Source organism: Clostridium sp. 29_15 (assembly GCF_001916075.1).
Lineage (GTDB): Bacteria > Bacillota > Clostridia > Clostridiales > Clostridiaceae > Clostridium > Clostridium lentum.
In genome coordinates this window covers 86,957-108,613 of record NZ_MNRT01000035.1, presented here as the reverse complement: position 1 = coordinate 108,613, position 21,657 = coordinate 86,957, and the positions used below count along the sequence as shown (strand labels likewise).

The following is a 21,657-nucleotide window of genomic DNA, read 5'->3' as shown; positions in this document are numbered from 1 at the left end:
AATAACTGATGAACAAACCTATATCTAAGATATGAGCTTTAACTTATACCATGGATATAAGGGGATACTATTACGGAGGTGTCATAATGGACGCAATAAGAAAGCAAGAAATAATTAAAGAATTCGGAAGACATGAAGGAGACACTGGTTCACCAGAAGTTCAAATCGCACTTTTAACTGAAAGAATCAACTCTTTAACAGCTCACTTAAGAACTCATAAGAAAGATCACCACTCAAGAAGAGGTCTTTTAATGATGGTAGGACAAAGAAGAGGATTCTTAAAGTATTTAGCTGCTCAAGATATCGAAAGATATAGAGCTATAATTTCAAAATTAGGCTTAAGAAGATAGTCTGTAGAGCGGGTTTTATCCGCTCTATTATTTTAAAGATTAAAAATTAACCGAAAGACCTGAAGGGAGGTTATATAAAAATGACTAATGTACTTACAAAAAACATAGCTGGAAGAGAAATGAAAGTTGAATCTGGTAGAGTAGGAATGCTTTCAGATGCAGCAATATTCATGAGCTATGGAGATACAGTTATATTAACAAATGTTAACGCTTCAGAAAAACCTAGAGAAGGAATAGATTTCTTCCCACTTAGCGTTGAATACGAAGAAAGATTATATTCAGTTGGTAAAATACCAGGTGGATTCATCAAGAGAGAAGGTAGACCTTCAGAAAATGCAATTCTTTTTGGAAGAGCTGTAGATAGACCTCTTAGACCATTATTCCCAAAAGGGTATAGAAATGATGTTCAAGTAGTTTGTACAGTTGTTTCTGTAGAACAAGATAACTTACCAGAAATTCTAGCAATTAATGCTGCATCTATGGCATTATGCCTATCAAGCATTCCATTCACAACACCTGTTGGAGCTGTCCAAGTAGGATTAATCGATGGAAACTTTGTTTTAAATCCAACATTAAAAGAAAGAGAAGAAAGTATTCTTCAATTAACTGTTTGTGCAACAAAAGAAAGAGTAATGATGATTGAAGCTGGTGGAGATGAAATACCAGAAGAAACAATGATCAAAGCAATTGAATACGGTTTTGAAAAATGTCAAGACATCGTAGCATTCCAAGAAGAGGCTATGGCTAAGTTTGGTAAAGAAAAGAAAGAACCAGTTCTTTATAAACCAAATTCAGAATTAAAAGCTGATATAGAAGAGTTTGCTGGTGAGATGATTAAAGCAGCAATGTGGATTACTGATAAAGATGAAAGAAATGCTGCTATGGATATTGTAAATGATAAAATCATAGAAGAATTCCAAGAGAAGTATGCAGATTGTTTAGGAGATATCAATGAAATAGTTTACTCTATGCAAAAAGAAGTTGTAAGAGATATGCTTCTTAACCATAAGAGAAGACCAGATGGAAGAGCATTTGATCAGATAAGAAAGATTTCATGTGAAGTAGGAATATTACCTAGAACTCATGGTACAGGTTTATTCACTAGAGGTCTTACTCAAGTTATGACTGTAGCTACTTTAGGAGCTGTAGGTGACATCCAAATAATAGATGGTATTGGTGAAGTAGAGTCTAAGAGATATATGCATCACTATAACTTCCCTGCTTATTCAGTTGGAGAAGTTAGACCACTTAGAGGACCAGGAAGAAGAGAAATAGGGCATGGAGCTTTAGCTGAAAGAGCTTTAGAACCATTAATACCTTCAGAAGAGGAATTCCCATACACTATAAGATTAGTATCTGAAGTATTAAGTTCCAATGGATCAACTTCTCAAGCTTCAGTTTGTGGTTCTACACTAGCATTATTAGATGCAGGTGTTCCAATAAAGAGACCAGCAGCTGGTATAGCAATGGGATTAATAACTTCAGAAGATTTAGCTCATGAAGAAGTATTAACAGATATACAAGGAATTGAAGATTTCTTTGGAGATATGGACTTTAAAGTTGCAGGTACAACAGAAGGTATAACTTCTATCCAAGTTGATACTAAGATTAAGGGGTTAAGCTTTGATGTAATTTCTAAAGCAATTACTGATGCTAGAAAAGCAAGAATATTTATTTTAGATAAGATAGAGGAATGCATTCCAGCGAGCAGAAAGGAAGTATCTAAATTTGCACCTAAGACTTGTACTATAAGTATTGATCCAGAAAAGATAAGAGATGTAATTGGTGCTGGTGGAAAGGTAATCAATAAGATTATTGCGGATACTGGTGTTAAGATAGATATTAAAGAGGATGGTACAGTATTTGTTTCATCACCTGATCATGAAGGGGTAAATGAAGCCATAAGAATTATTGAAGGATTAACAAAAGAAGTTCAAGTTGGTGAAGTTTACTTAGGTAAGGTTACAAAAATTGCTGCTTTTGGAGCATTTATTGAAATATTACCAAATAAAGAAGGATTATGCCACATATCTAAATTAGATAAAGCAAGAGTAAATAAAGTTGAAGATGTAGTATCTGTTGGTGATGAAATACTTGTAAAAGTAACTGAAATAGATCAACAAGGCAGAATAAACCTTTCTAGAAAAGATGCATTACCAGATGAAGAGGAAACAACTGAACAATAGTATTTATTCAGCGAAATAATATTTATTATGTGAAAGAGAATTATTAAAATTCTCTTTTTTTAGTATATAGAATAAAATAGTATAAATTAAAATAAACTAAAATCAAACTATAAAAGTGGAGGTAATTATGTTTGAGATATATACATTAGATAACGGATTAAGAGTTGTTACTGAATATATTGAACATGTGAATTCGGTAAGTGTTGGAGTTATGGTTCAAAATGGATCAAGAAATGAAGAAAATTCAGTTAATGGAATTTCACATTTTATAGAGCATATGTTTTTTAAAGGTACTAATAAGAGAAGTGCCAAAGAAATAGTTCAGCACATAGAAAATGTAGGTGGACAAATTAATGCCTATACTAGCAAGGAAACAACTTGTTATTATACAAAATCATTATATACACATTTAAATCTTTGCCTAGATGTACTTTCAGATATGATTCTTAATGCAAAGTTTGATGATGAGGAAATTGAAAAGGAAAAAGGCGTTGTAATAGAAGAAATAAATATGAGTGAGGATAATCCAGAAGATGTTCTAGAAGATATCCATTCAAAGGTAATATTTGGTGATAATCCTCTTGCTGATCCAATATTAGGAACTATTGATATAATTAAATCATTAAATAGCAGTAAAATTAAGGAATATGTAAAAAAACATTATACTCCCCATAATTCAGTAATAAGTATATGTGGAAAATTTGATAAAAATGAATTAAAAAAATTAATGGAAAATTATTTTGGTTCTTGGGATAAAAATGAAATATATATACCAACTTATAAAGAAGTAAACCTTTTAGGAGGGGCAGCTTATGTAAATAAGCAAATTGAACAGCTTCATATAAATATTGGTTTAAAGGGACTTCCATATGCTCATGAAAGAGCATATTCACTTGCTTTATTAAATAATATTTTTGGTGGAGGAGCTTCATCAGTTTTATTTCAAAAGGTAAGAGAAGAGTTAGGACTTTGCTATACTATATATTCATATTCACAGCCTTATATAGGTGTTGGAAGTTTAAATATTTATACTGGTTTAAGTAAACAGTTTGCAAATAAAGCATTAGAAGTTATAAGTAGAGAGCTTAAACTTTTTGCAGATAAAGGCATTAGTGATGAAAAGCTTAAGATAAATAAAGAAAAACTTATTTCTGGTTATCTTTTAGGTTTAGAAAGCACTGCATCAAGAATGTTTGCTAATGCTAAATGTTTGTTATTACAAAATAAGATAAAAACAGCAGAAGAAGTTACTGAAAAGATTAACAAAATAAATAAGCAAGACATAAACTATGTATTGGAAGAGTGCTTTAAGCCGGGAATAATAAGTGCATCATATGTGGGTCAAGATGTAGAAATTGATGGATTAAATAAAATAGTAGGACTTTCTGACGTAGCGTACAATAGAGATTTGATTGTAAATGACAAAAGAGTATAATAATTATGTCACTGGGTTAGTAAAGTTACCTAGGTAATAAATTACCTCCTTTTAGCATAAAATTTTATGAAAAGTAAGGAGGTAATTCGTTTATGAAAGATTTTGAATATTATGAAAAAAAGGCAGATAGTTCCGAAAAACTTATTAGTGATTTGGAGAAATTTGAAATATTTAATTTAGAATGTGCAGAAAAATATGATAGTTCTCAAAATATTGACTTTATAATAGATGAAGAAGGATGCTTAAAATTCTTGGTTGTAGGTGTTAGCAGTAATAAGTTAAGCTTTTTTGGAGGTAGCAGGGAATTTGTAGAAATACCTTGGGAATGCGTTACTAAAATTGGTGCTAACGTAATAGTAATCTCCGCAGAAGAAGGAAAAATTAAAAGAGCTAAAGCTTAGCTAAGGAGGAGATTTCCTTGAATATAATAGTACAAAAGTTTGGAGGTACATCTGTATCTACAGAGGACAGGCGAAAACAGGTAGCGGTTAAAGTAAAGGAGGCAATTGATAATGGGTTTACACCTATAGTGGTTGTATCTGCTATGGGGCGAAAAGGACAACCATATGCCACTGATACTTTATTGACTCTTATAGATGATAAATTTAAGGAATCCAATAGAAATTCCAAAGATCTCTTGATGTGCTGCGGTGAAATTATAAGCTCTGTTGTAGTAGCAAATGCTTTATATAATGAAGGAATTCAAGCAGTACCATTAACAGGAGGACAAGCTGGAATAATTACTGATGATAATTTCTGCGAGGCTGAGTATATAAGCATTGATATAGATAGATTACTATCAGTGGTAAGAGAAGGAAAGGTTCCTGTTGTTACAGGTTTTCAAGGAATAACTAAAGATGGATATTTTACTACTTTAGGTAGAGGGGGAAGCGATACTACAGCATGTATTCTAGGTAATGCTGTAAATGCAAAAGAAATAGAAATATATACTGATGTGGATGGGATTATGACAGCAGATCCAAGAATAGTTGAAGATGCTTCACTTATTGATGAAATAACGTATAATGAAGTTTTTCAATTGGCAGATCAAGGAGCTAAAGTAATACATCCTAAAGCTATAGACTTAGCAAAGAAGGGCAATATTCCTCTATTTATAAAAAATACCATGGGTGAATCAAAGGGGACATTAGTAAGTAATAATACCATAGGTAATGAAAGAAGATATATTACAGGTATAACTTATCTTAATAACAGAATTCAAGTGAGGATAAGGTTATCAGAAAATAGCAATATAAAGGTCTATCAAAATTTATTAGAAATACTTGCAAAGAATCATATAAGTTTAGATCTTATCAACATCTTTCCAGCACATCAATTTTTTACAGTAGATAAATCAGAAAAGGAAAATGTATGTAGTATACTAGAACTGGTGGGAATTAAATATAGCATAATTGAGGAATGTAGCACAATAGCTATAGTGGGAGCAGGAATGACAGGGGTACCTGGTATTATGGCTAGGATAATAAATGTGCTGCAAAATAATAATATTGAAGTATTACAGACAACAGATTCTAATATGACTATATGGTGCCTTATCTATACTAAGGATATTGAAATTGCCATAAATCTTTTACATGAAGAGTTTGGTTTATCAAAAGTCCATTAATTATTAACATCAATGGAAAAATATAAAAGGATATCTTGGTATTAGGGACTTTTTATAAAATATGAAAAGTTCCTAATGCTAAAATATTGTCTATAGTATATAATAAATATATATTATAGACAAAGGAGATGTTTTTTTGAAGATAATTTTTGATAAAAAAGCTAAAAATGCATTAGAGGAAATGATAAAAAATAGTAATGAGAATTATATAAGAGTTAATCCTTTCATTGGGTGTGGAAAGCCAGCATATGAAATATATGTAGATTTCAAAGGTGAAAATGATATTGAAGAATCAGTAGATGGAATAACTTTTGTAGTACATAAGGAATATGAAAAAATATGTAATGGTATTGAGATAAAGTATGATAAGGATATATATAATAAGGGATTTTATATAAGATCTATATAGAAGTTGAAGCCTTCAGAGAATGAAGGCTTCAATCATAAAATAAATAATTTGTAAACATTATCTTTTTTTTAAGTCAATGCTGAAAAATAGAGTTATTTATGTTATGCTTAATAAAGGAAAATATATACGTAAAGGAGAATAATATGAAATTTACCAAAAGATTAGTTGTGGGATTAGTATCAACAGGAATCATTGCTACCCTTTTCACAGGATGTACTACAAAAGATGTGACACCAGTTAGAGCTGAAAGTGCCGAAGAGGTAATAAACTTATTTAATGAATATAATAAAGCAAATGACATAGAAAACATGGTTTCATTATATTCTGATGTATATTTAGATTCGGTAGGCTATAGTAGTGGCACAGTAGTAAAGATGTTAGAAGCCAATAGAAAAAATGCTCAAATTACTAAGTCTGAAACTGAAAGTATTGAAGCTATAGATGAAAACATAGAAAAAGCAGTGGTAAATATGGCAATTATGGAAGAGGGAAAAGAAGTTCCATACACATATACTTATGCCATGATAAAAGAAGACGATGGATGGGCTGTTTCACCAGATGGAGTAATAGAGTGTATTAATGTTGAAGCTCCAGAAATAGTTTCAGGAAAGCTTAATATATATTTATCAAAAATCATAAAGCTAGTAGATGGATATATTTTAAGGGCTGATATATCAAATAATAGTTCAGAAGCATATAGCTTTGGTAAGGAAGGAAATTTATGTGAAGTTGTAGTAGAAACAACGGAGGGACAATACAAAACACCTATGTTAGAAGAAGTTAAACTTGATAAGAAAGTAAAAACTTACTTTATGGCAAGGGCTGATGAGTTAAAGGGAGAAGTTAAGAAGGTTACTATCACTAATGTATATGATATAGAAGATGATGTTATAAAAGAAGATAGTATGAGAGATATTGTTATTTATGAAAAATAAAAAAACATATTAAATTTAAAAGAAACTAGTGTCTAACTTTATGTGACACTAGTTTCTTTTAAATTTAATAATTCTTTAAGCTTAAATATTACAGCATAATACGATTTAGGCATTCCAAGGTCAATAACATTTTCAATAATTGGATAATGTTTTTTAAAAGGAAGAGCCTTAATATATTCGCTACAGTTATTTAAGCAGCTAAAAATGATAAAGTCAATATCTTCAATTACTAAATTTATAATATCTTCAAAAGGAATGCTATTTCCATTATATATGGTATTTAGTGGATTAAATTTATCATTATCTAAATCATCATGCCAATCATCTAAGGCATCCATTAGATAAATCCATTTTCCAATTGAGTAGCCAAGATTATAGAGAGCTTCTCGTATTTTAGCATTGTCATCTGGAAAACTATATGGATATAGACTTAGGATGGAGGCAATTATTACGCTGAAGGGATGACATACCTCATCTAATGATGTAAAATTAAGATTTTTTTCATACTCAGATAAGATGGTCATATTTTCATCAATAATGGAAAAAAGTGATTTTAAATGATTTTTGGCCTTCTTATCAGCTGGAATAAAAAGTGTATAAAATAGTCTACCTTTAATACTTCCATCATCTACTATATCATCTTTAAGCTTTAAGGTGGAAATGATTATATTAACGGCAGAAATATAATTTAATGCATTTGTAGGTTGACAGATTACAGTTTTAGTTGTTAAATGTTTAAGACAATGAATTGATTTAGTATTGATAGGTTCATTGCTTAGCCCATCTAAAAGGAAACCAATGAAGGTTAAATCATAATTTAAGGTTAATCGAGGAAGATTGCCAAAGTTTTCTTTTATGGTATTACAAAGACCACAGTAATAGCTTTTAAAATAATAGTAATCTCCAAGCTTTAACTCATTGTATAGTGGTGTAATATAACCAAACATTTATTTACTAGCCACCTTACTTAACACATTTTTCCACCACTGTTGCCGCACATGTTCATAGCACCATTATTTCCTCCTGAGAATAGGCTTTGAAGTAGCATGTTTTGGAAAGGATTGCCATTCATTGCATTACCACCAGTAGGATTTTGAGCCATTCCTCCATTTGGAACTGCACCACCAGCTGGATTATTACCCATTGGATTAGCATTGCCGCCCATCATATTTGCTAAAGGATTCCCTCCACCCATCATATTTCCTAAATTACCCATATCTCCGCACATGCCGTTACCACCGCCATTATTTCCACCACACATGTTCATATTATTTTGATTAGCTTTAATATTGGCAGCGGCAGCAGCTCTAGCATAATTTTGCTTTATGGTGTTGATCTTTCTTGATAAAATAGCCATGGTTTCTTTATATTCAGGATTTGTTGGGTTTAATTCAGCAGCAGTCTTTAAATGATTTACTCCAGATTGTACCCAACCTTTCTTTAACATGACAAAACCCTTTAAATAATTCCATTCAGCATTATTCTTATCAGAAATTAAATTTAATTCTGTTTCAGCAGAAATAAATTGTTCATTTTCAATGAGACTTCTAATCTCTTTATACTTTAAGTCATTGATAAGTGTGTTATATGCTTCATTAGCTTCAGAAATTTTATCTTCCATCAAATAATAATCATCAGAATCAGCATTATCAATTTGATAAGTATCTACGATTCTTTCATAAGCATTTTCTATTTCATCCTTTGATGCTGTAGGCGGAATGCCTAAAATTTTATATGGATTCATTAAATAAATCTCCTTAAAGATTTGATAATTCAGTATAGTATATTCTAAATATGGTAAATGAGTGCTTAGTTATAATAGCCAATAATAAGTTATAATATTTTGAATAGTAAGTTAAAATACTAATAAGAAAGATACATTTAGGAGGAAAAGATGATATTACCAAAAGAGTTTTATGAAGAAGATGCCATAACTGTAGCTAAAAAATTATTAGGAAAAGTCTTAGTGAGAAAAGTAGATGGTAAAGTTATAAAGTGTAAAATTGTAGAAACAGAAAGTTATATTGGAGATATTGATAAGGCTTCACATGCTTACAATGGTAGAAGGACAGAACGTACAGAGCCACTTTTTCATAGCGGAGGTATATCATACGTCTATTTTATTTATGGATTATATCATTGCTTTAATGTCATAAGTGACAAAGAAGATGTAGCATCAGGAGTACTTATAAGAGCAGTGGAACCTCTGGATAATTTTGAGTATTTAGCAGAAATAAGATTAAAGAAGAAGTATGATAAATTAAGTAAAACACAAAAAAAGAGTCTTACCAATGGACCTGCTAAATTATGCATGGCACTTAATATTACAAAGAAGGAAAATTATCATAGGTTATACGAAGAAAGTACTTTATATATTGAAGAAGGAAATAAGGAAGAAATAGACATAGTTGAAACCACAAGAGTTGGAATAGATTATGCTGAAGAAGCTATCAATTTTCCATGGAGATTTTATATAAAAAATAACGTATATGTATCTAAAAAATAAGAAAAGTACTGCCAGGATTATTTGGCAGTACTTTTTTATATACAGTTAATAAAATCTCCACCCATACATTCACAACATTGGTCTAAGCATATAAGATCACAACAGCTTATTTCATAATTGCAACAACAGTCATCACAGCAACAACAAGAGCAACCACGATTTCGTCTTCTGTAGCCACTACTATAGTAATCATCAGAATAATGTCTATGCCTTGCCATAAGATTAACATAGGATTCCTTAATAAATACATTGGATGGATCTAATGATATAGCGTTATTAAAGTAGGATAGGGCACTATCATACCATGATTTATTAAATAGTATAAGCCCATAAAGGTAATTCCACATAGCATTTTTTTCAGCAATGGAATTAAGTTTTTCTTCTGCTAAAGATGCTTTATTTTTATTTATAAGACTAAGTATTTCATTAAATATATTTTCATCATAACTTTTACTAGTTTCCATGGATAAATCATCTCCTTAAGGTATATTACAATTTTATGTAGTTATATTTAATTATATACAAGAGAAAATAAGTTAACAACTTACTTAATAAATAATAATGTTTAATAAAAGAAAAACATGGTATATAATATAATAGTTAATTTATTAAAAGCGTGAGGTGGAGCAGTGAATATTAGAGAGTTAAATAGTTTAATGACAAGTCATGATATAAAAAATAGGCTCCCAAGGGGACGAAGATCTGTAAATGAAGGGTTAGTACATCAAGTTAAATCTATGGTAGACCCACAGTATGACTCTTTAGATATTTATGGTAAGGTTATGTCTAGTGAAAGCAGAGAAATGTATAGTATTAATATTTCTATAGACATAAAGAATTTAAAGTTAATATATACAGAATGTGAATGCCTTGATTATAGAAATAATGCTGATTTTAATGAAAATTATATATGTAAGCACGTAGCTGCCACATTTTATAGATTTATAGATATCCTAGAAGAAAGGCTTAAAGAAGATAGTAGAGATCAAGGCTTAAATCCTAGGAAAATAGATATGGATTATAGCAAAAAACTGTTAGAACAGTTAGATGAAGATGATAATGAAAAAGAAATGTTAAATATAGAGGTTTCTTTAGAAAAGAAAAGCTATTTTAGAGGCGAACCTTTTTTTGAAGCAGATTTTAAAATAGGTAGTAATCATCTTTATGTAATGAAAAATATTCCTGAGTTTGTGAAAGCAAAAATAAATGAGGAAAAATTAATTTATGGTAAGAATTTCATTTATGATCCAAAAAGACATTACTTTTCAGAGGAAGATGAAAGAATTATTGATTTTATTGAAGAATATGCAGGGTTAAATGAAGCATTAGGCAGTGGTCCTTCTTATGGAAGAACGAGCAGTGGACTAATTTCTAAAAATAAGATGTTATTAATACCATCACAGACATTAAGAAGATTTTTAGAATGCTTATCTCATAAGAAAATAATATTTATGGAGAAAGATGAAGAAAAAAAGATACAGATAAAGAAAGAAGATATGCCACTAATGTTTAATTTGGAAGAAAGCGATAACAGTATTAATTTAACCATAGCAAATAACCTTCCAAAGCCGCTTACATATAAAGGAGATGTGTATATTTACGATGATGTAGTATATCTACCATCAAAAAAGCAGGCTCAAAAATATAAATTATTTTACTCAGCATTAAAGGATAATGAAAAATTATCATTTAAAGGTGAAAAGAAGAAAGATGTATTTACTAAGATAATTCCTGCTTTAGATATAATTACAAAAGAGGTTAATCTTGATGATAACCTAAAGAAAAATATAGTAAAAGAAGATTTAAAGATAGAGATATTTTTTGATAGAGATAAGAAAAGCACTTGGGCTGATGTAAAGATGAATTATGGTGAAGAGTCTTTCAATCTTGCTAATGGGCCAAATAATGAACAATATATAATAAGAAATTTAAATAAAGAACAACATATTGAAAATGTTTTAAATGGACATAAATTTTATAGAGATAAAGGAAAATTTATCTTTAATGGTAATGATGAGAATTTATATGAATTTTTTTTAAGTGATTTAAAAGATGTGAAAGAATGTGCAGAGGTATTTTATTCTGATAGGTTTAAAGATAGGAAGATTTATGGAGCTACATCTATGAAAGGATCTATAAAGAAAGATGGTAATAGCAATTTCCTAGAGTTTACCTTTGAAGTGGAGGAAATTGATAAATCAGAGTTTGCAGATATTTTGAGAGCTTTTAAAGAAAAAAGAAAGTTTTATAAATTGAAGAATGATTCATTTGTCAACTTTACTGATGAAAAGGTGAAAGATTTTTTTACTTTGGCTGAAATATTAGCTTTAGATAATAGAATAGATGATAATAGAATTAGAGTTCATAGAAATAGAGCAGCATTTATAAATGAAGCAATAGAAAGTGGAAATATGTCCTATATAGATGGCAAGGAAATTGTATCACATATTTCTAATAAGCTTAAGACTATTGAGGAAGTTAATTATAATATTCCAACAGAATTGAATGCTAAGCTTAGAGATTATCAAATAACTGGATATAATTGGTTTAAAAATTTAAGTCATTATGAATTTGGTGGGATTTTAGCAGATGAAATGGGACTTGGAAAAACAATTCAAACCATAACATTCTTGCTTTCAGAACAGGATAACCATAAAAAATCACTTATAGTGACACCAACATCATTAATTTATAATTGGAAAAGTGAGTTTGAAAATTTTGCACCATCAATGAATGTTGCTGTATTGCATGGAAATAAAGAAGAGAGAGTTGAAATTATGGAAAATATATCTTCCTATGATGTTATACTCACAACATATGGAACACTTAAGAATGATTATGAATGGTATGATGGCAAGGAGTTTGATTATTGTATAATAGATGAAGCACAACATATAAAAAATTCTCAATCTATAAGCAGTGAAATTGTAAAAGAAATAAAAGCTAAAGTTAAATTTGCCCTTACAGGTACACCAATAGAAAATAATCTCTTAGAATTATGGTCAATTTTTGACTTTGTAATGCCAGGGTACCTTTATAATAAAAATCGGTTCCAGGAAAGATTTGTTGGAACTAGAGAAGGTACTGTAGCGCTTAAGAAAATGATACAACCTTTTGTTTTAAGAAGACTTAAGAAAAATGTTATGTTGGAATTACCAGATAAGATAGAAAAGAAATATTATGTGGAAATGAATGAAGAGCAGAAGAAGGTTTATTCATCTTATATTGCCGATATAAAGGAAAAGATGAATGATAAGGATATTACTAAGGATAAGATAACTATATTTTCATATTTAACAAAGCTAAGGCAGTTATGTTTAGATCCATCTGTTATAGTTGAAGGGTATAATGGCGGAAGTAGTAAAATAGATACAGCAGTTTCAATTGTTAGTGAAGCCATTAATGCAGAAAGAAAGATACTTTTATTCTCGCAATTTACATCGGTATTGGATAGTATAAAAAAGACATTAAATGAAAATAAGATAAATTATTATTATCTAGATGGATCAACAAAAGCACAAGAAAGAATAAAGCTTGTTAATGATTTTAATAGTAGGAATGATGTAAGTGTTTTTCTAATATCTTTAAAAGCTGGAGGTACAGGACTTAATTTAACATCCGCAGATATGGTAATTCATTTTGATCCATGGTGGAATCCAGCTATAGAAGATCAAGCAACAGATAGAGCTCATAGATTTGGGCAAAAAAGTAATGTTGAAGTAATAAAACTTATTGCAAAAGGGACTATTGAAGAAAAGATACTTAAGTTACAAGAGGATAAAAAAGAAGTAATTGGAGAAATAATGAATGGAGATTATAAGGATGGAAGTCTACTTGGAACATTAAGTGAAGATGAAATAAAGGAATTGTTCTTATAAAGAGGAAGGAAGAAAAATGCTAGTTGAAGAGAGAAAGAAAATAATTTTAGAAAAGTTGAAAATTAATTCTATGGTAACTTTGACAGAACTTATAGATGAAATTGGTGCCTCTGAATCAACTATTAGAAGAGACCTCCAAATGCTTGATAAGGAAGGAAAGTTAAAAAAGGTCCATGGAGGAGCAATAGCCATTGGCGATGATTACTTTAGGAATGATTATAAGGTTATTTTTAGGCAGAAAATAAATAAAAGTGAAAAAAGTGAAATAGCAAAGTTTGCTTCTAAAATGGTTGAAGATGGAGACTATATATATATAGATGCTGGAACAACCACAGAACATATGATTGATTATTTAAAGAATAAAGATATTACCGTAGTTACTAATGGAATTGCCCATGCTAAAAAATTAGTTGATATGAATATAAAAACTTTTATCTTAGGTGGAGAAATAAAAGGTGTTACAGAAGCTATTGTAGGTGTAAAGGCTGTAGATGACCTTGAAAGCTATAATTTTACTAAAGGCTTTTTTGGAGCTAATGGAGTAAGTGTAGAAAATGGTTGTACTACTCCAGATGCTAATGAAGCCATGGTAAAGAAAGAAGCAATAAAGAAATGTAACAAGGCATATTTACTTGCAGATAAAAGTAAATTTGATGAAAGTAGCTTTATAACTTTTTGTAAAATGGAAGATGTAATAATAATTACTAATAAAGAAAACTGTGAAAAGTATACAAGTGAAATATTAAAAGTATAGTAGTAGCAATAGTTTGTCGCTGCTATTTATGAAGATATTTAAAGAAAGCGTATGGAGAAAAGGGAGGAAGAAATGAATAAAACAAAAAAGGCAATATTTAATGCAGCAATAAAGGTGTTTTCTATAGAGGGATATGATAGTGCCACAGTGGATGAAATAGCTTCAGAAGCAGGAGTAGCAAAAGGAACATTATATTATAATTTTAAGGGTAAAGAGGAAATTTTTAAATTTGTCATAGATGAAGGAATGAAAGTAATTAAGAGTGAAGTGCTTGACGCCATAAAGGAAATTGGTGATCCTCTTGAAAAGTTAAAAATATCAGCTAAAGTACAGTTAAGATATGTTTATAAGAATAAAGAATTCTTTAGAGTAATAATGAGTCAAATATGGGGAGATAAGAATAGGCATCAAGAAATGAGACAAGAACTTAGAAGACTTGTAAATATAAATTCCAATAGAATAAATGATATAACTAAGGGAAAAGCAGATAAAGAAGCATTGGAGGTTATGGGATGTTGCTTTGTAGGAATATTATTTTCTTCAGCTCTATATGAAATTTTATATGATGATCAATATTCAGAAAACCATATAGTAGATAGATTTATGGAATATGTTAATTTTGCAATAGATAATATTGATAAAAGAGTATAATTAAGAAAGAGATAATATTTATGAATACAAAAAATATTACTTATTCAGCTGTTTTCTCAGCTATATTTATTTTGTTAAGTGTAATAGCCATTAGTACGGGTATTGCATGTACCTTATTTCTAGACGTAATAGTACCTATATATATTTGTATTGTATTTTTTAAGCTTGACAGAAAGCAAGCATTATTTATGAGCATTACTTCATTGACAATTGTTTTTTTTGTATTAGGTAATGTTATAGCAGCAGTTTGGATGGCACAAGGTATGATAATTGGATTTATATGTACATTATTTATTAGTAAGGATAGCAGTATTTTTGATGATTTATTATTGTCATCAGTACTTGCCACTTTTATAATAATATTTGTGGATATATATTTTTCAACACTTACAGGGTACAGTCTCATTAAAGATTCAGAAGAAATTCTACAAACTGTAATAATGGCAGTAAGTACATATAATCCTAATATAATATTACCAGAGTATTATTCATCATTGGTTATTTATTTAAGTATTGCAACCATACCAGTAGGAACAGTGATTGCGGTCTATTTAGGAGCTATGTTTTTAGGAAATAAACTAAGGATATTAGATAAAAATACTAAAAGAAAATTTAACATAATAAAGCAATTTAATAAATATGGTGCATTTTTATGTTGTAGTAAAGAAGCGTATAGATTTTCTATAGTATATGTAGCCATAGTAGAATTTATTAAAGCTTATAATATAGAAATAACAATGGATTATTTAAGAGTAGTTATTATGTCAGTAGAAGTAATATTCTTTTACTTCATTATAAAAGATTCACTTTCATTTGTTATGAAGTATATAATAATAAGAAATAAGTCAAAGGCATTATATAAATTATCATTAATATTCTCAGTATTCTCCTTATTAACAAACTTTAGAATTACGTTTTTATTACTTGTTGCTTTCTCATGGATAATTAATAAGAAAATAGGTTTGAGACAGAGGCAGATTAAAATTTTAGAATCGGTTTAATATCTTAAATAAAGAAATCAGTAAAAATTAATTTTTGCTGATTTCTTTTTTTGTCATTTACATAATTATAGATACATATATATGAATATAAATAAATTCAGAGGTGATTTAAATGAGTATTTATGTATTGAAAGAGTATGTTGAAAAGTGTATAACTTCAGGAAAAAAAGCAACTTTTGAAGGATTAAGGAAATATTATAGTGATAAGAAATGTGATAAGGGCATATAGATAGCTTTTAAGTAGAATTTATAAATTAATTATGTTATTCTAAATTATATTAAAAAATTTATAAGGAGAATATACAATATGGATAAGATAGGAAATAGAAGCAAAGGAATAATTTTAATTATAATTTCTGCCTTTGGATTTGCTATGATGTCTGCCTTTGTAAAATTAGCAGGTGATTTACCATCATTTCAGAAAACATTTTTTAGAAATCTGGTTTCTTGTTTTGTAGCAATGTTTTTTATTATCAAACATAAGCAGAGTTTCTTTGGTAAAAGAGAGAACCAGAATATATTAATAACAAGATCAGCTTTTGGAACTTTAGGTATAATATTTAATTTTTATGCTATTGATAATCTTGTCTTATCAGATGCAAATATGCTTAATAAGTTAAGCCCATTTCTTGTTATTATTTTTTCAGCATTATTCTTAAAGGAAAAAATAAATTCAAGACAGTTGATTTCCATAATAATTGCCTTTATAGGAGCTTTATTTATCATTAGGCCAGAATTTAATATGGCAGTAGTTCCAGCGATGGTGGGAGTATTAGGAGCAATATGTGCAGCGGCAGCCTACACATGTTTAAGATTTTTGGGAGGAAAGGAAAAGCATTATACTATTGTATTCTATTTTTCAACCTTTTCTTTAATAGTAATAGCACCATTTATGATAGCTGTATATAAACCTATGGGAATTATGCAGTTTATGTACTTGATATTTGCTGGAATATTTGCTACTGTAGGGCAATTTGGAATTACTTTAGCATATAAATATGCACCATCAAAAGAAATTTCAATTTTTGATTATTCCAATATAATTTTCTCAGCTATAATTAGCTTTGTAATCTTTGGAGTATTACCAGATTATATGAGTATAATAGGATACGTAGTAATTTTTGGAGCGTCATTATATATGTATTTATATAATAGAAAATTAGATAAAGAAAGAGCATAGGAGAAATAGTTATGAAGTTTAATCACTTCGATTAATTAGGAGGAATTTATAAATGAAAATAAGAGAAGAATTTTTATGGGGATACGCAGAAAGATTAGAGGAAGATGCAGCAACAGCTCTTGCTTATGCCATGGAAGAATTAGAAAATAGTAAAAATCCAGAAATACATGTTTATGTAGCTGATGCTTTAATGGCATTAGAGGATTATGAGGGAGCAATAGAAGAAATAAATGAGGCTCTAGAAAAGAATATTATTAATGTTAATTATGCTAAAAGCTTAAAAGGTGAAGCTTTATTTTATTTAGAAAGATATGAAGAAAGTAAGAAAGTCTTTATAGAAATATTAGATAGTAATCCTAATAGTTTTTTTGTAGTAGCATATCTTACAGATATAGATATTAAACTTGGAAGATATGAAGAAGGGATAGCAAGAGCAGAAAAAGTGCTTAGTTCAAATACATTAAGTAGTTCAGATGCAGCACATATAAAGGCAAATGTAGGTTGGATTAAGCTTAAATATTTACATAAATCTAGTGAGGCAATGACAGATTTTGAAGATGCTCTAAATTTAGATGCAAATATAGGTAGTGTATATATTGGTATAGCAGAATATCATATGGCTAATAAGAATTATGAAAAAGCTTTAGAAAATTATGAAAGAGCGATAGATTTAGATGAAGGCAGTGTTGATGTTTATTATAATTTAGCAAGATGTTTTAAGATTATGGGACATAAGGAAGATGCTTATGAATATTTCAATATAGTTTATCAATATGATCCTAGATATAAAGATGTAAAAAAAATAATAGATGAATTAAATAGCAAATAATGATAGTATATAGGTAAATAGGGAATATGGAGGATGAGAAAATGAGAATAGCTTTAATAGCACATGATAAGAAAAAAGAAGAAATGATTCAATTTGCAAAAAAGAATGAAAGTATTTTAAAGAAAGTTGAATTGGTTTCTACAGGAACAACTGGTCTTAGAGTAATGGAAAATACGAATTTACAAATTTATAGATATAAGAGTGGACCTTTAGGAGGAGATCAACAAATAGGTGCTTTAGTGGCAGATCACAATGTAGACATGATAATCTTTTTAAGAGATCCTCTAACATCACAGCCACATGAACCTGACATTATGGCACTTTTAAGGTTATGTGATGTATATAAGGTACCACTAGCAACTAATGTGGAATCAGCTCAGCTTTTATTAGATGCAATTAACATAAAATTATAAAAAATATTAATACCCTCTTCTATTATGAAGAGGGTATTAATATTTTTTATATAAACTTAAATAAAATACTCGTAAATAAGTATAAGTAATAATAAAAAGTAACTGTTAGATTTTTATGAAGAGGTAAATATATACTAGTTGTTACTCATTCTTATAATCATATATTGCATTAGACTTAATATGAAAAAGCAGATATGATTTAAAAATTTATACCATATAAAGTCTTAAATAAAATACTCGTAAATGAGAATAAGCAATAAAAAAATTAGTGTAACAATTAGATTTAAGAAAAATAAAAAAAATATATTAAATAGAATAAGATATGGAGAGTAATACTTAAATAAAATGTTTATAATAACTTTGAGGTGATAATTAATGAATTTAAGTACAGGAATAAATCTTGAAAAAGAATTAAATGCAATTATGAGAAGAGTGAAAAGACCGAAAATTCATGATAAGGAAGAGTGTATATTTTGCTGTGATGATAATTATGATTATGAAAATGATGAGCAGGAAGATGAAGGATTTAATATTAGAAATATGATGCAATTTGATTCCAAACCCTTAATGTATTTAGGAGTTGGAATGGCATTAGGTGCTCTAGGAGTATATTTATTAAGAAGGTAGTTGAATGTTAAATGACATAGAATTAAAAGTTTTATGTCATTTAAAATTTTATATTTATTGTAAAGGGAAAGTTGATAAATGAAAAAAATAGTAATTAAAGTTTTACTATCAGTGCTAATATTTATATTAAGTAATATTGGTGCTGAGGCATTAATTAATAAAGAACAGTATGAAGTTGAAAGTACAGAAAATGTTCAAAAGATAATGGAAACATTATGCTCAGATGAATATAGAGGTAGAGTAGTAGCAACAGATGAAAATATAAAGGCTGCTGAGTATATAAAAGATTATTTTACAGAAATAGAATTGGATATATTTGATGGAAAAAGCTTTTATAATGAAACAGGATTGAGATATCGAGGTAAGGAGAATTTCGCTATTAATAATGTGGTAGGTGTTATAAAAGGAACTGAAGGAGAAAATGCTGTATTTTTAACAGCACATTTTGATCATATTGTAGGTGATAATGGACAGAAATTAATGGGAGCTATTGATAATGCGTCAGGTATAAGCGTAATTTTAGAAACTGCTAGAAAACTAAATGTAGAAGCCAAGAAAAAAGTTTTTAAAGATGATATTGTAATTGTTGCCTATAATGCTGAAGAAACAGGTTTAAATGGAAGTAATGAATTTATGAAAAAATATAATAAGAAATATAACAAATGCTATAATATAAATATTGATTGTGTTGGTGCAAAAAATTGTATGGAATTAGCAATGGGAAATAATGATGTAAAATCTGAGAAATTATATAGTGCTATGAGAGAACTGTTTAATGAAGAAGGAGTTGCATATAATGATAATATTTATGCAACTAAAAATGGTGTTCTCAGAGGAACCAGTGATCATCAAATATTTAGAATGTATGGATACCCATCACTTGTCCTTGGTGATGATAATATAATAGATATTGTTCATACTAATAATGATAATCTTGATAACATAGATTATAGTGATTTGGAAAAATTAAGTGAAGTACTATTTAAGTTTATATCTGAAAATTTTTATGATATGAATGAAATAAAAACTGGAAATTAAACTTCCAGTTTTTGTTTTTTTAATGAATAATGATTGCCAATTATAATACATTTACAATCTTCACCATGGCCTAGTTCCAAAGATTTAGCTATAGGAATAGAGGAATCTACTAAAGAAATAATCATTTCTTCAATGGTAGGTTTATATTTTTCTTTTTCCATTTCAGTGAAGGTTCCAAGTATGATTCCATTAAGATTATCAAAGGCACCTATTTGCTTATATTGTCTAAGAAATGTTGCCATCTTTGCACAATCTCCACTTAAACTTTCAAGGAATAAGATTTTATTATTAAAGTCAGGTTGATATTTGGTGCCCATAAGCTTAAGGAAACAACGTATATTACCTCCAATAACAATACCTTCCATTTGTGAACCACGAATAAATTCATATTTAAATTTAGGCATATTAGACTTCATAAAGCTATTTAAAAAGTATTCTTTTTGTTCAAGAGAGTTTCTACCTATAAGGTGTCTTAATTGATAATGATAAGTAGCTATATGAGATTTAGTATTTATGGCATTTAATAGTGTTGATAAATCACTATAGCCAAAAAAAGGCTTAGGATTATCTGATATAGTTTGAAAATCGATGTAATCTAGTGTTTCATTAGAAAGATCTCCACCAGAAAGGTCAAAGATAGCCTTGATGTTAGGGTCATTAAAATATGTATTGAGTACATCAGCTCTTTCCTGCCCAGTACCATTAAATGCTCCTTGCTTTTTATAAAATATAGATGAAAGAAGGGGATTTAATCCAAGCTCTTTAAGACATGCTATTAAAGTATCGATTTTATCTTTATTTGCTATATCAATACCATTAGAATTAGCTACAAGTCCAATATAGTCATTAGTTTTTAATAATGAATTCAAATAAACATCTCCTTTATTTATACTTATTTATTATATTATAAGCATAGATTTGCTAAATTTATAGATAATATTATTAAAAATCACCATATTTTGATATTAGTTATGTAAATATGATATACTGTATGAGTGAAAAATTAAGTGTATGAGGTGTTGTAATAATGGAAGGAAAAATTTTACAAGAATATATAAAAAATATTACTAAAGCAAGTACATATTTTATATTTAAAAATGGACCAGTAAAGAAATTACAAGAAGAAGGAAAGCTTACTGATGAAGAAGTAAAAGAAATGCAAGTTTATATGCAAAATCATTTAGCATATTTATATAATGTATTATTAGAAGAAAGCAATTTAAAGAAATTTGATTTAATAGTAGGAACTATGAATAATTTCTATGTAAATGATAATGAGAATATTGAATTATGTGATGATGGATTTGATAAATTCTTTGAAGGATTATTCCCAAAGACAAACAATATAACAATGAAATAATAAAAAATATAGGAGATAGTTTAATGTATATAGCATTTGGAAATAGAGTTGTAGACAGCATGGATATGAAAAAATTAATTGAGGATAATACTGAATTTAAAGTAATAAAAGATATGAGTAAAGGCTCTAAGAGAGAAGATATAGTTGCTTTCAATTTAAGTATGAACATTGATTTGTTAAATGAAGAGTTAAGTGAAGAATTTAATTTAAGTGAATTAGATGAAGACATTTTATTTGAAGAGTATATGGCTCTTACAGAAGAAATTGCAGTAGAAATAGAAGAATTCCTTGATGATGATGTAATAATGAAGTTTGCAGCATATAAAATGGATTCATCAGATAATGATATAAAGGCAGTTATTGTCATAGCGCAAGAAGAGTTAGGAATGCCTAAAGTTAAGGATGTAATGAAAAGATTATTAACTCAAGTTGAGTAGCATTATTATTTCAATATTGCCTTTGCAAGTAATTTCATAGA

At 28.8% G+C, this 21,657-nt stretch carries 23 protein-coding genes; 19 read left to right on the top strand and 4 right to left on the bottom strand.

Annotation, left to right across the window (positions count from 1 at the left end):
• Positions 1–86: 86 nt before the first annotated feature.
• The 7 genes from rpsO (at position 87) to BHW04_RS07940 (ending at position 6,942) form a co-directional block, all read left to right on the top strand.
• Entirely contained in the window at positions 87–350 is a 264-nt protein-coding gene (rpsO, locus tag BHW04_RS07970) for a 30S ribosomal protein S15 (RefSeq protein WP_022168177.1), read from the top strand.
• Between the two features lie 80 nt (positions 351–430).
• A complete protein-coding gene (locus BHW04_RS07965) occupies positions 431–2,536 on the top strand; it encodes a polyribonucleotide nucleotidyltransferase (protein ID WP_186835270.1) in 2,106 nt (701 codons plus the stop codon).
• A gap of 127 nt (positions 2,537–2,663) precedes the next feature.
• Positions 2,664–3,971: a M16 family metallopeptidase gene (locus tag BHW04_RS07960; protein WP_186835269.1), complete on the top strand. Its 1,308-nt coding sequence runs from the start codon at positions 2,664–2,666 to the stop codon at positions 3,969–3,971.
• A gap of 92 nt (positions 3,972–4,063) precedes the next feature.
• Positions 4,064–4,372, top strand: a complete 309-nt coding sequence (locus BHW04_RS07955; RefSeq protein WP_186835268.1) for a YlmC/YmxH family sporulation protein — start codon at positions 4,064–4,066, stop codon at positions 4,370–4,372.
• Positions 4,373–4,389: 17 nt separating this feature from the next.
• Positions 4,390–5,598, top strand: a complete 1,209-nt coding sequence (dapG, locus tag BHW04_RS07950; RefSeq protein WP_022212383.1) for an aspartate kinase — start codon at positions 4,390–4,392, stop codon at positions 5,596–5,598.
• A 136-nt stretch (positions 5,599–5,734) separates the two neighbouring features.
• Positions 5,735–6,007 carry a hypothetical protein gene (locus BHW04_RS07945; RefSeq protein WP_302699348.1) on the top strand — a complete coding sequence of 91 codons (273 nt, stop codon included), beginning with the start codon at positions 5,735–5,737 and terminating at the stop codon, positions 6,005–6,007.
• Positions 6,008–6,150: 143 nt separating this feature from the next.
• The gene (locus BHW04_RS07940; RefSeq protein ID WP_186835267.1) at positions 6,151–6,942 is read left to right on the top strand and encodes a hypothetical protein; all 792 of its coding nucleotides are present in this window, start codon (positions 6,151–6,153) and stop codon (positions 6,940–6,942) included.
• A gap of 38 nt (positions 6,943–6,980) precedes the next feature.
• Here the strand turns inward: BHW04_RS07940 and BHW04_RS07935 are convergent, their stop codons facing one another.
• Together BHW04_RS07935 and BHW04_RS07930 are read right to left on the bottom strand one after the other, a co-directional pair.
• A complete protein-coding gene (locus BHW04_RS07935) occupies positions 6,981–7,889 on the bottom strand; it encodes a DUF5685 family protein (RefSeq protein WP_302699347.1) in 909 nt (302 codons plus the stop codon).
• 20 nt (positions 7,890–7,909) lie between these two features.
• Positions 7,910–8,686 carry a J domain-containing protein gene (locus BHW04_RS07930; RefSeq protein ID WP_302699346.1) on the bottom strand — a complete coding sequence of 259 codons (777 nt, stop codon included), beginning with the start codon at positions 8,684–8,686 and terminating at the stop codon, positions 7,910–7,912.
• 150 nt (positions 8,687–8,836) lie between these two features.
• Between BHW04_RS07930 and BHW04_RS07925 the strand changes: the two genes are divergently transcribed.
• Positions 8,837–9,448: a DNA-3-methyladenine glycosylase gene (locus BHW04_RS07925; RefSeq protein WP_302699345.1), complete on the top strand. Its 612-nt coding sequence runs from the start codon at positions 8,837–8,839 to the stop codon at positions 9,446–9,448.
• Positions 9,449–9,483: 35 nt separating this feature from the next.
• Here the strand turns inward: BHW04_RS07925 and BHW04_RS07920 are convergent, their stop codons facing one another.
• Positions 9,484–9,912 (bottom strand): tetratricopeptide repeat protein, encoded by a 429-nt coding sequence (locus BHW04_RS07920; RefSeq protein ID WP_022212389.1) that lies wholly within the window; start codon positions 9,910–9,912, stop codon positions 9,484–9,486.
• A 165-nt stretch (positions 9,913–10,077) separates the two neighbouring features.
• On the opposite strand from BHW04_RS07920, the gene BHW04_RS07915 reads away from it, so the two are divergent.
• The 9 genes from BHW04_RS07915 (at position 10,078) to BHW04_RS07875 (ending at position 19,819) form a co-directional block, all read left to right on the top strand.
• Entirely contained in the window at positions 10,078–13,326 is a 3,249-nt protein-coding gene (locus BHW04_RS07915; RefSeq protein WP_302699344.1) for a DEAD/DEAH box helicase, read from the top strand.
• A gap of 16 nt (positions 13,327–13,342) precedes the next feature.
• Entirely contained in the window at positions 13,343–14,080 is a 738-nt protein-coding gene (locus tag BHW04_RS07910; RefSeq protein WP_302699343.1) for a DeoR/GlpR family DNA-binding transcription regulator, read from the top strand.
• A gap of 72 nt (positions 14,081–14,152) precedes the next feature.
• A complete protein-coding gene (locus tag BHW04_RS07905; protein WP_302699342.1) occupies positions 14,153–14,731 on the top strand; it encodes a TetR/AcrR family transcriptional regulator in 579 nt (192 codons plus the stop codon).
• 20 nt (positions 14,732–14,751) lie between these two features.
• Positions 14,752–15,732 (top strand): hypothetical protein, encoded by a 981-nt coding sequence (locus BHW04_RS07900; RefSeq protein ID WP_302699341.1) that lies wholly within the window; start codon positions 14,752–14,754, stop codon positions 15,730–15,732.
• Between the two features lie 307 nt (positions 15,733–16,039).
• The gene (locus tag BHW04_RS07895) at positions 16,040–16,912 is read left to right on the top strand and encodes a DMT family transporter (RefSeq protein ID WP_302699340.1); all 873 of its coding nucleotides are present in this window, start codon (positions 16,040–16,042) and stop codon (positions 16,910–16,912) included.
• 52 nt (positions 16,913–16,964) lie between these two features.
• Positions 16,965–17,741 carry a tetratricopeptide repeat protein gene (locus BHW04_RS07890; protein WP_302699339.1) on the top strand — a complete coding sequence of 259 codons (777 nt, stop codon included), beginning with the start codon at positions 16,965–16,967 and terminating at the stop codon, positions 17,739–17,741.
• A 41-nt stretch (positions 17,742–17,782) separates the two neighbouring features.
• The gene (gene mgsA, locus BHW04_RS07885) at positions 17,783–18,154 is read left to right on the top strand and encodes a methylglyoxal synthase (RefSeq protein WP_022212397.1); all 372 of its coding nucleotides are present in this window, start codon (positions 17,783–17,785) and stop codon (positions 18,152–18,154) included.
• 375 nt (positions 18,155–18,529) lie between these two features.
• Positions 18,530–18,781 (top strand): hypothetical protein, encoded by a 252-nt coding sequence (locus BHW04_RS07880; RefSeq protein ID WP_022212398.1) that lies wholly within the window; start codon positions 18,530–18,532, stop codon positions 18,779–18,781.
• A gap of 78 nt (positions 18,782–18,859) precedes the next feature.
• Positions 18,860–19,819 (top strand): M28 family metallopeptidase, encoded by a 960-nt coding sequence (locus BHW04_RS07875; RefSeq protein ID WP_022212399.1) that lies wholly within the window; start codon positions 18,860–18,862, stop codon positions 19,817–19,819.
• Here BHW04_RS07875 and BHW04_RS07870 read toward each other — a convergent pair.
• Positions 19,816–20,688: a S66 peptidase family protein gene (locus tag BHW04_RS07870; protein WP_302699338.1), complete on the bottom strand. Its 873-nt coding sequence runs from the start codon at positions 20,686–20,688 to the stop codon at positions 19,816–19,818. The genes BHW04_RS07875 and BHW04_RS07870 overlap by 4 nt on opposite strands.
• 158 nt (positions 20,689–20,846) lie before the next feature.
• Here BHW04_RS07870 and BHW04_RS07865 point away from each other — a divergent pair, with 158 nt between their 5' ends.
• Together BHW04_RS07865 and BHW04_RS07860 are read left to right on the top strand one after the other, a co-directional pair.
• Positions 20,847–21,179 (top strand): hypothetical protein, encoded by a 333-nt coding sequence (locus tag BHW04_RS07865; protein ID WP_022212401.1) that lies wholly within the window; start codon positions 20,847–20,849, stop codon positions 21,177–21,179.
• 23 nt (positions 21,180–21,202) lie between these two features.
• Positions 21,203–21,616: a hypothetical protein gene (locus BHW04_RS07860; RefSeq protein WP_022212402.1), complete on the top strand. Its 414-nt coding sequence runs from the start codon at positions 21,203–21,205 to the stop codon at positions 21,614–21,616.
• Positions 21,617–21,657: the final 41 nt, after the last annotated feature.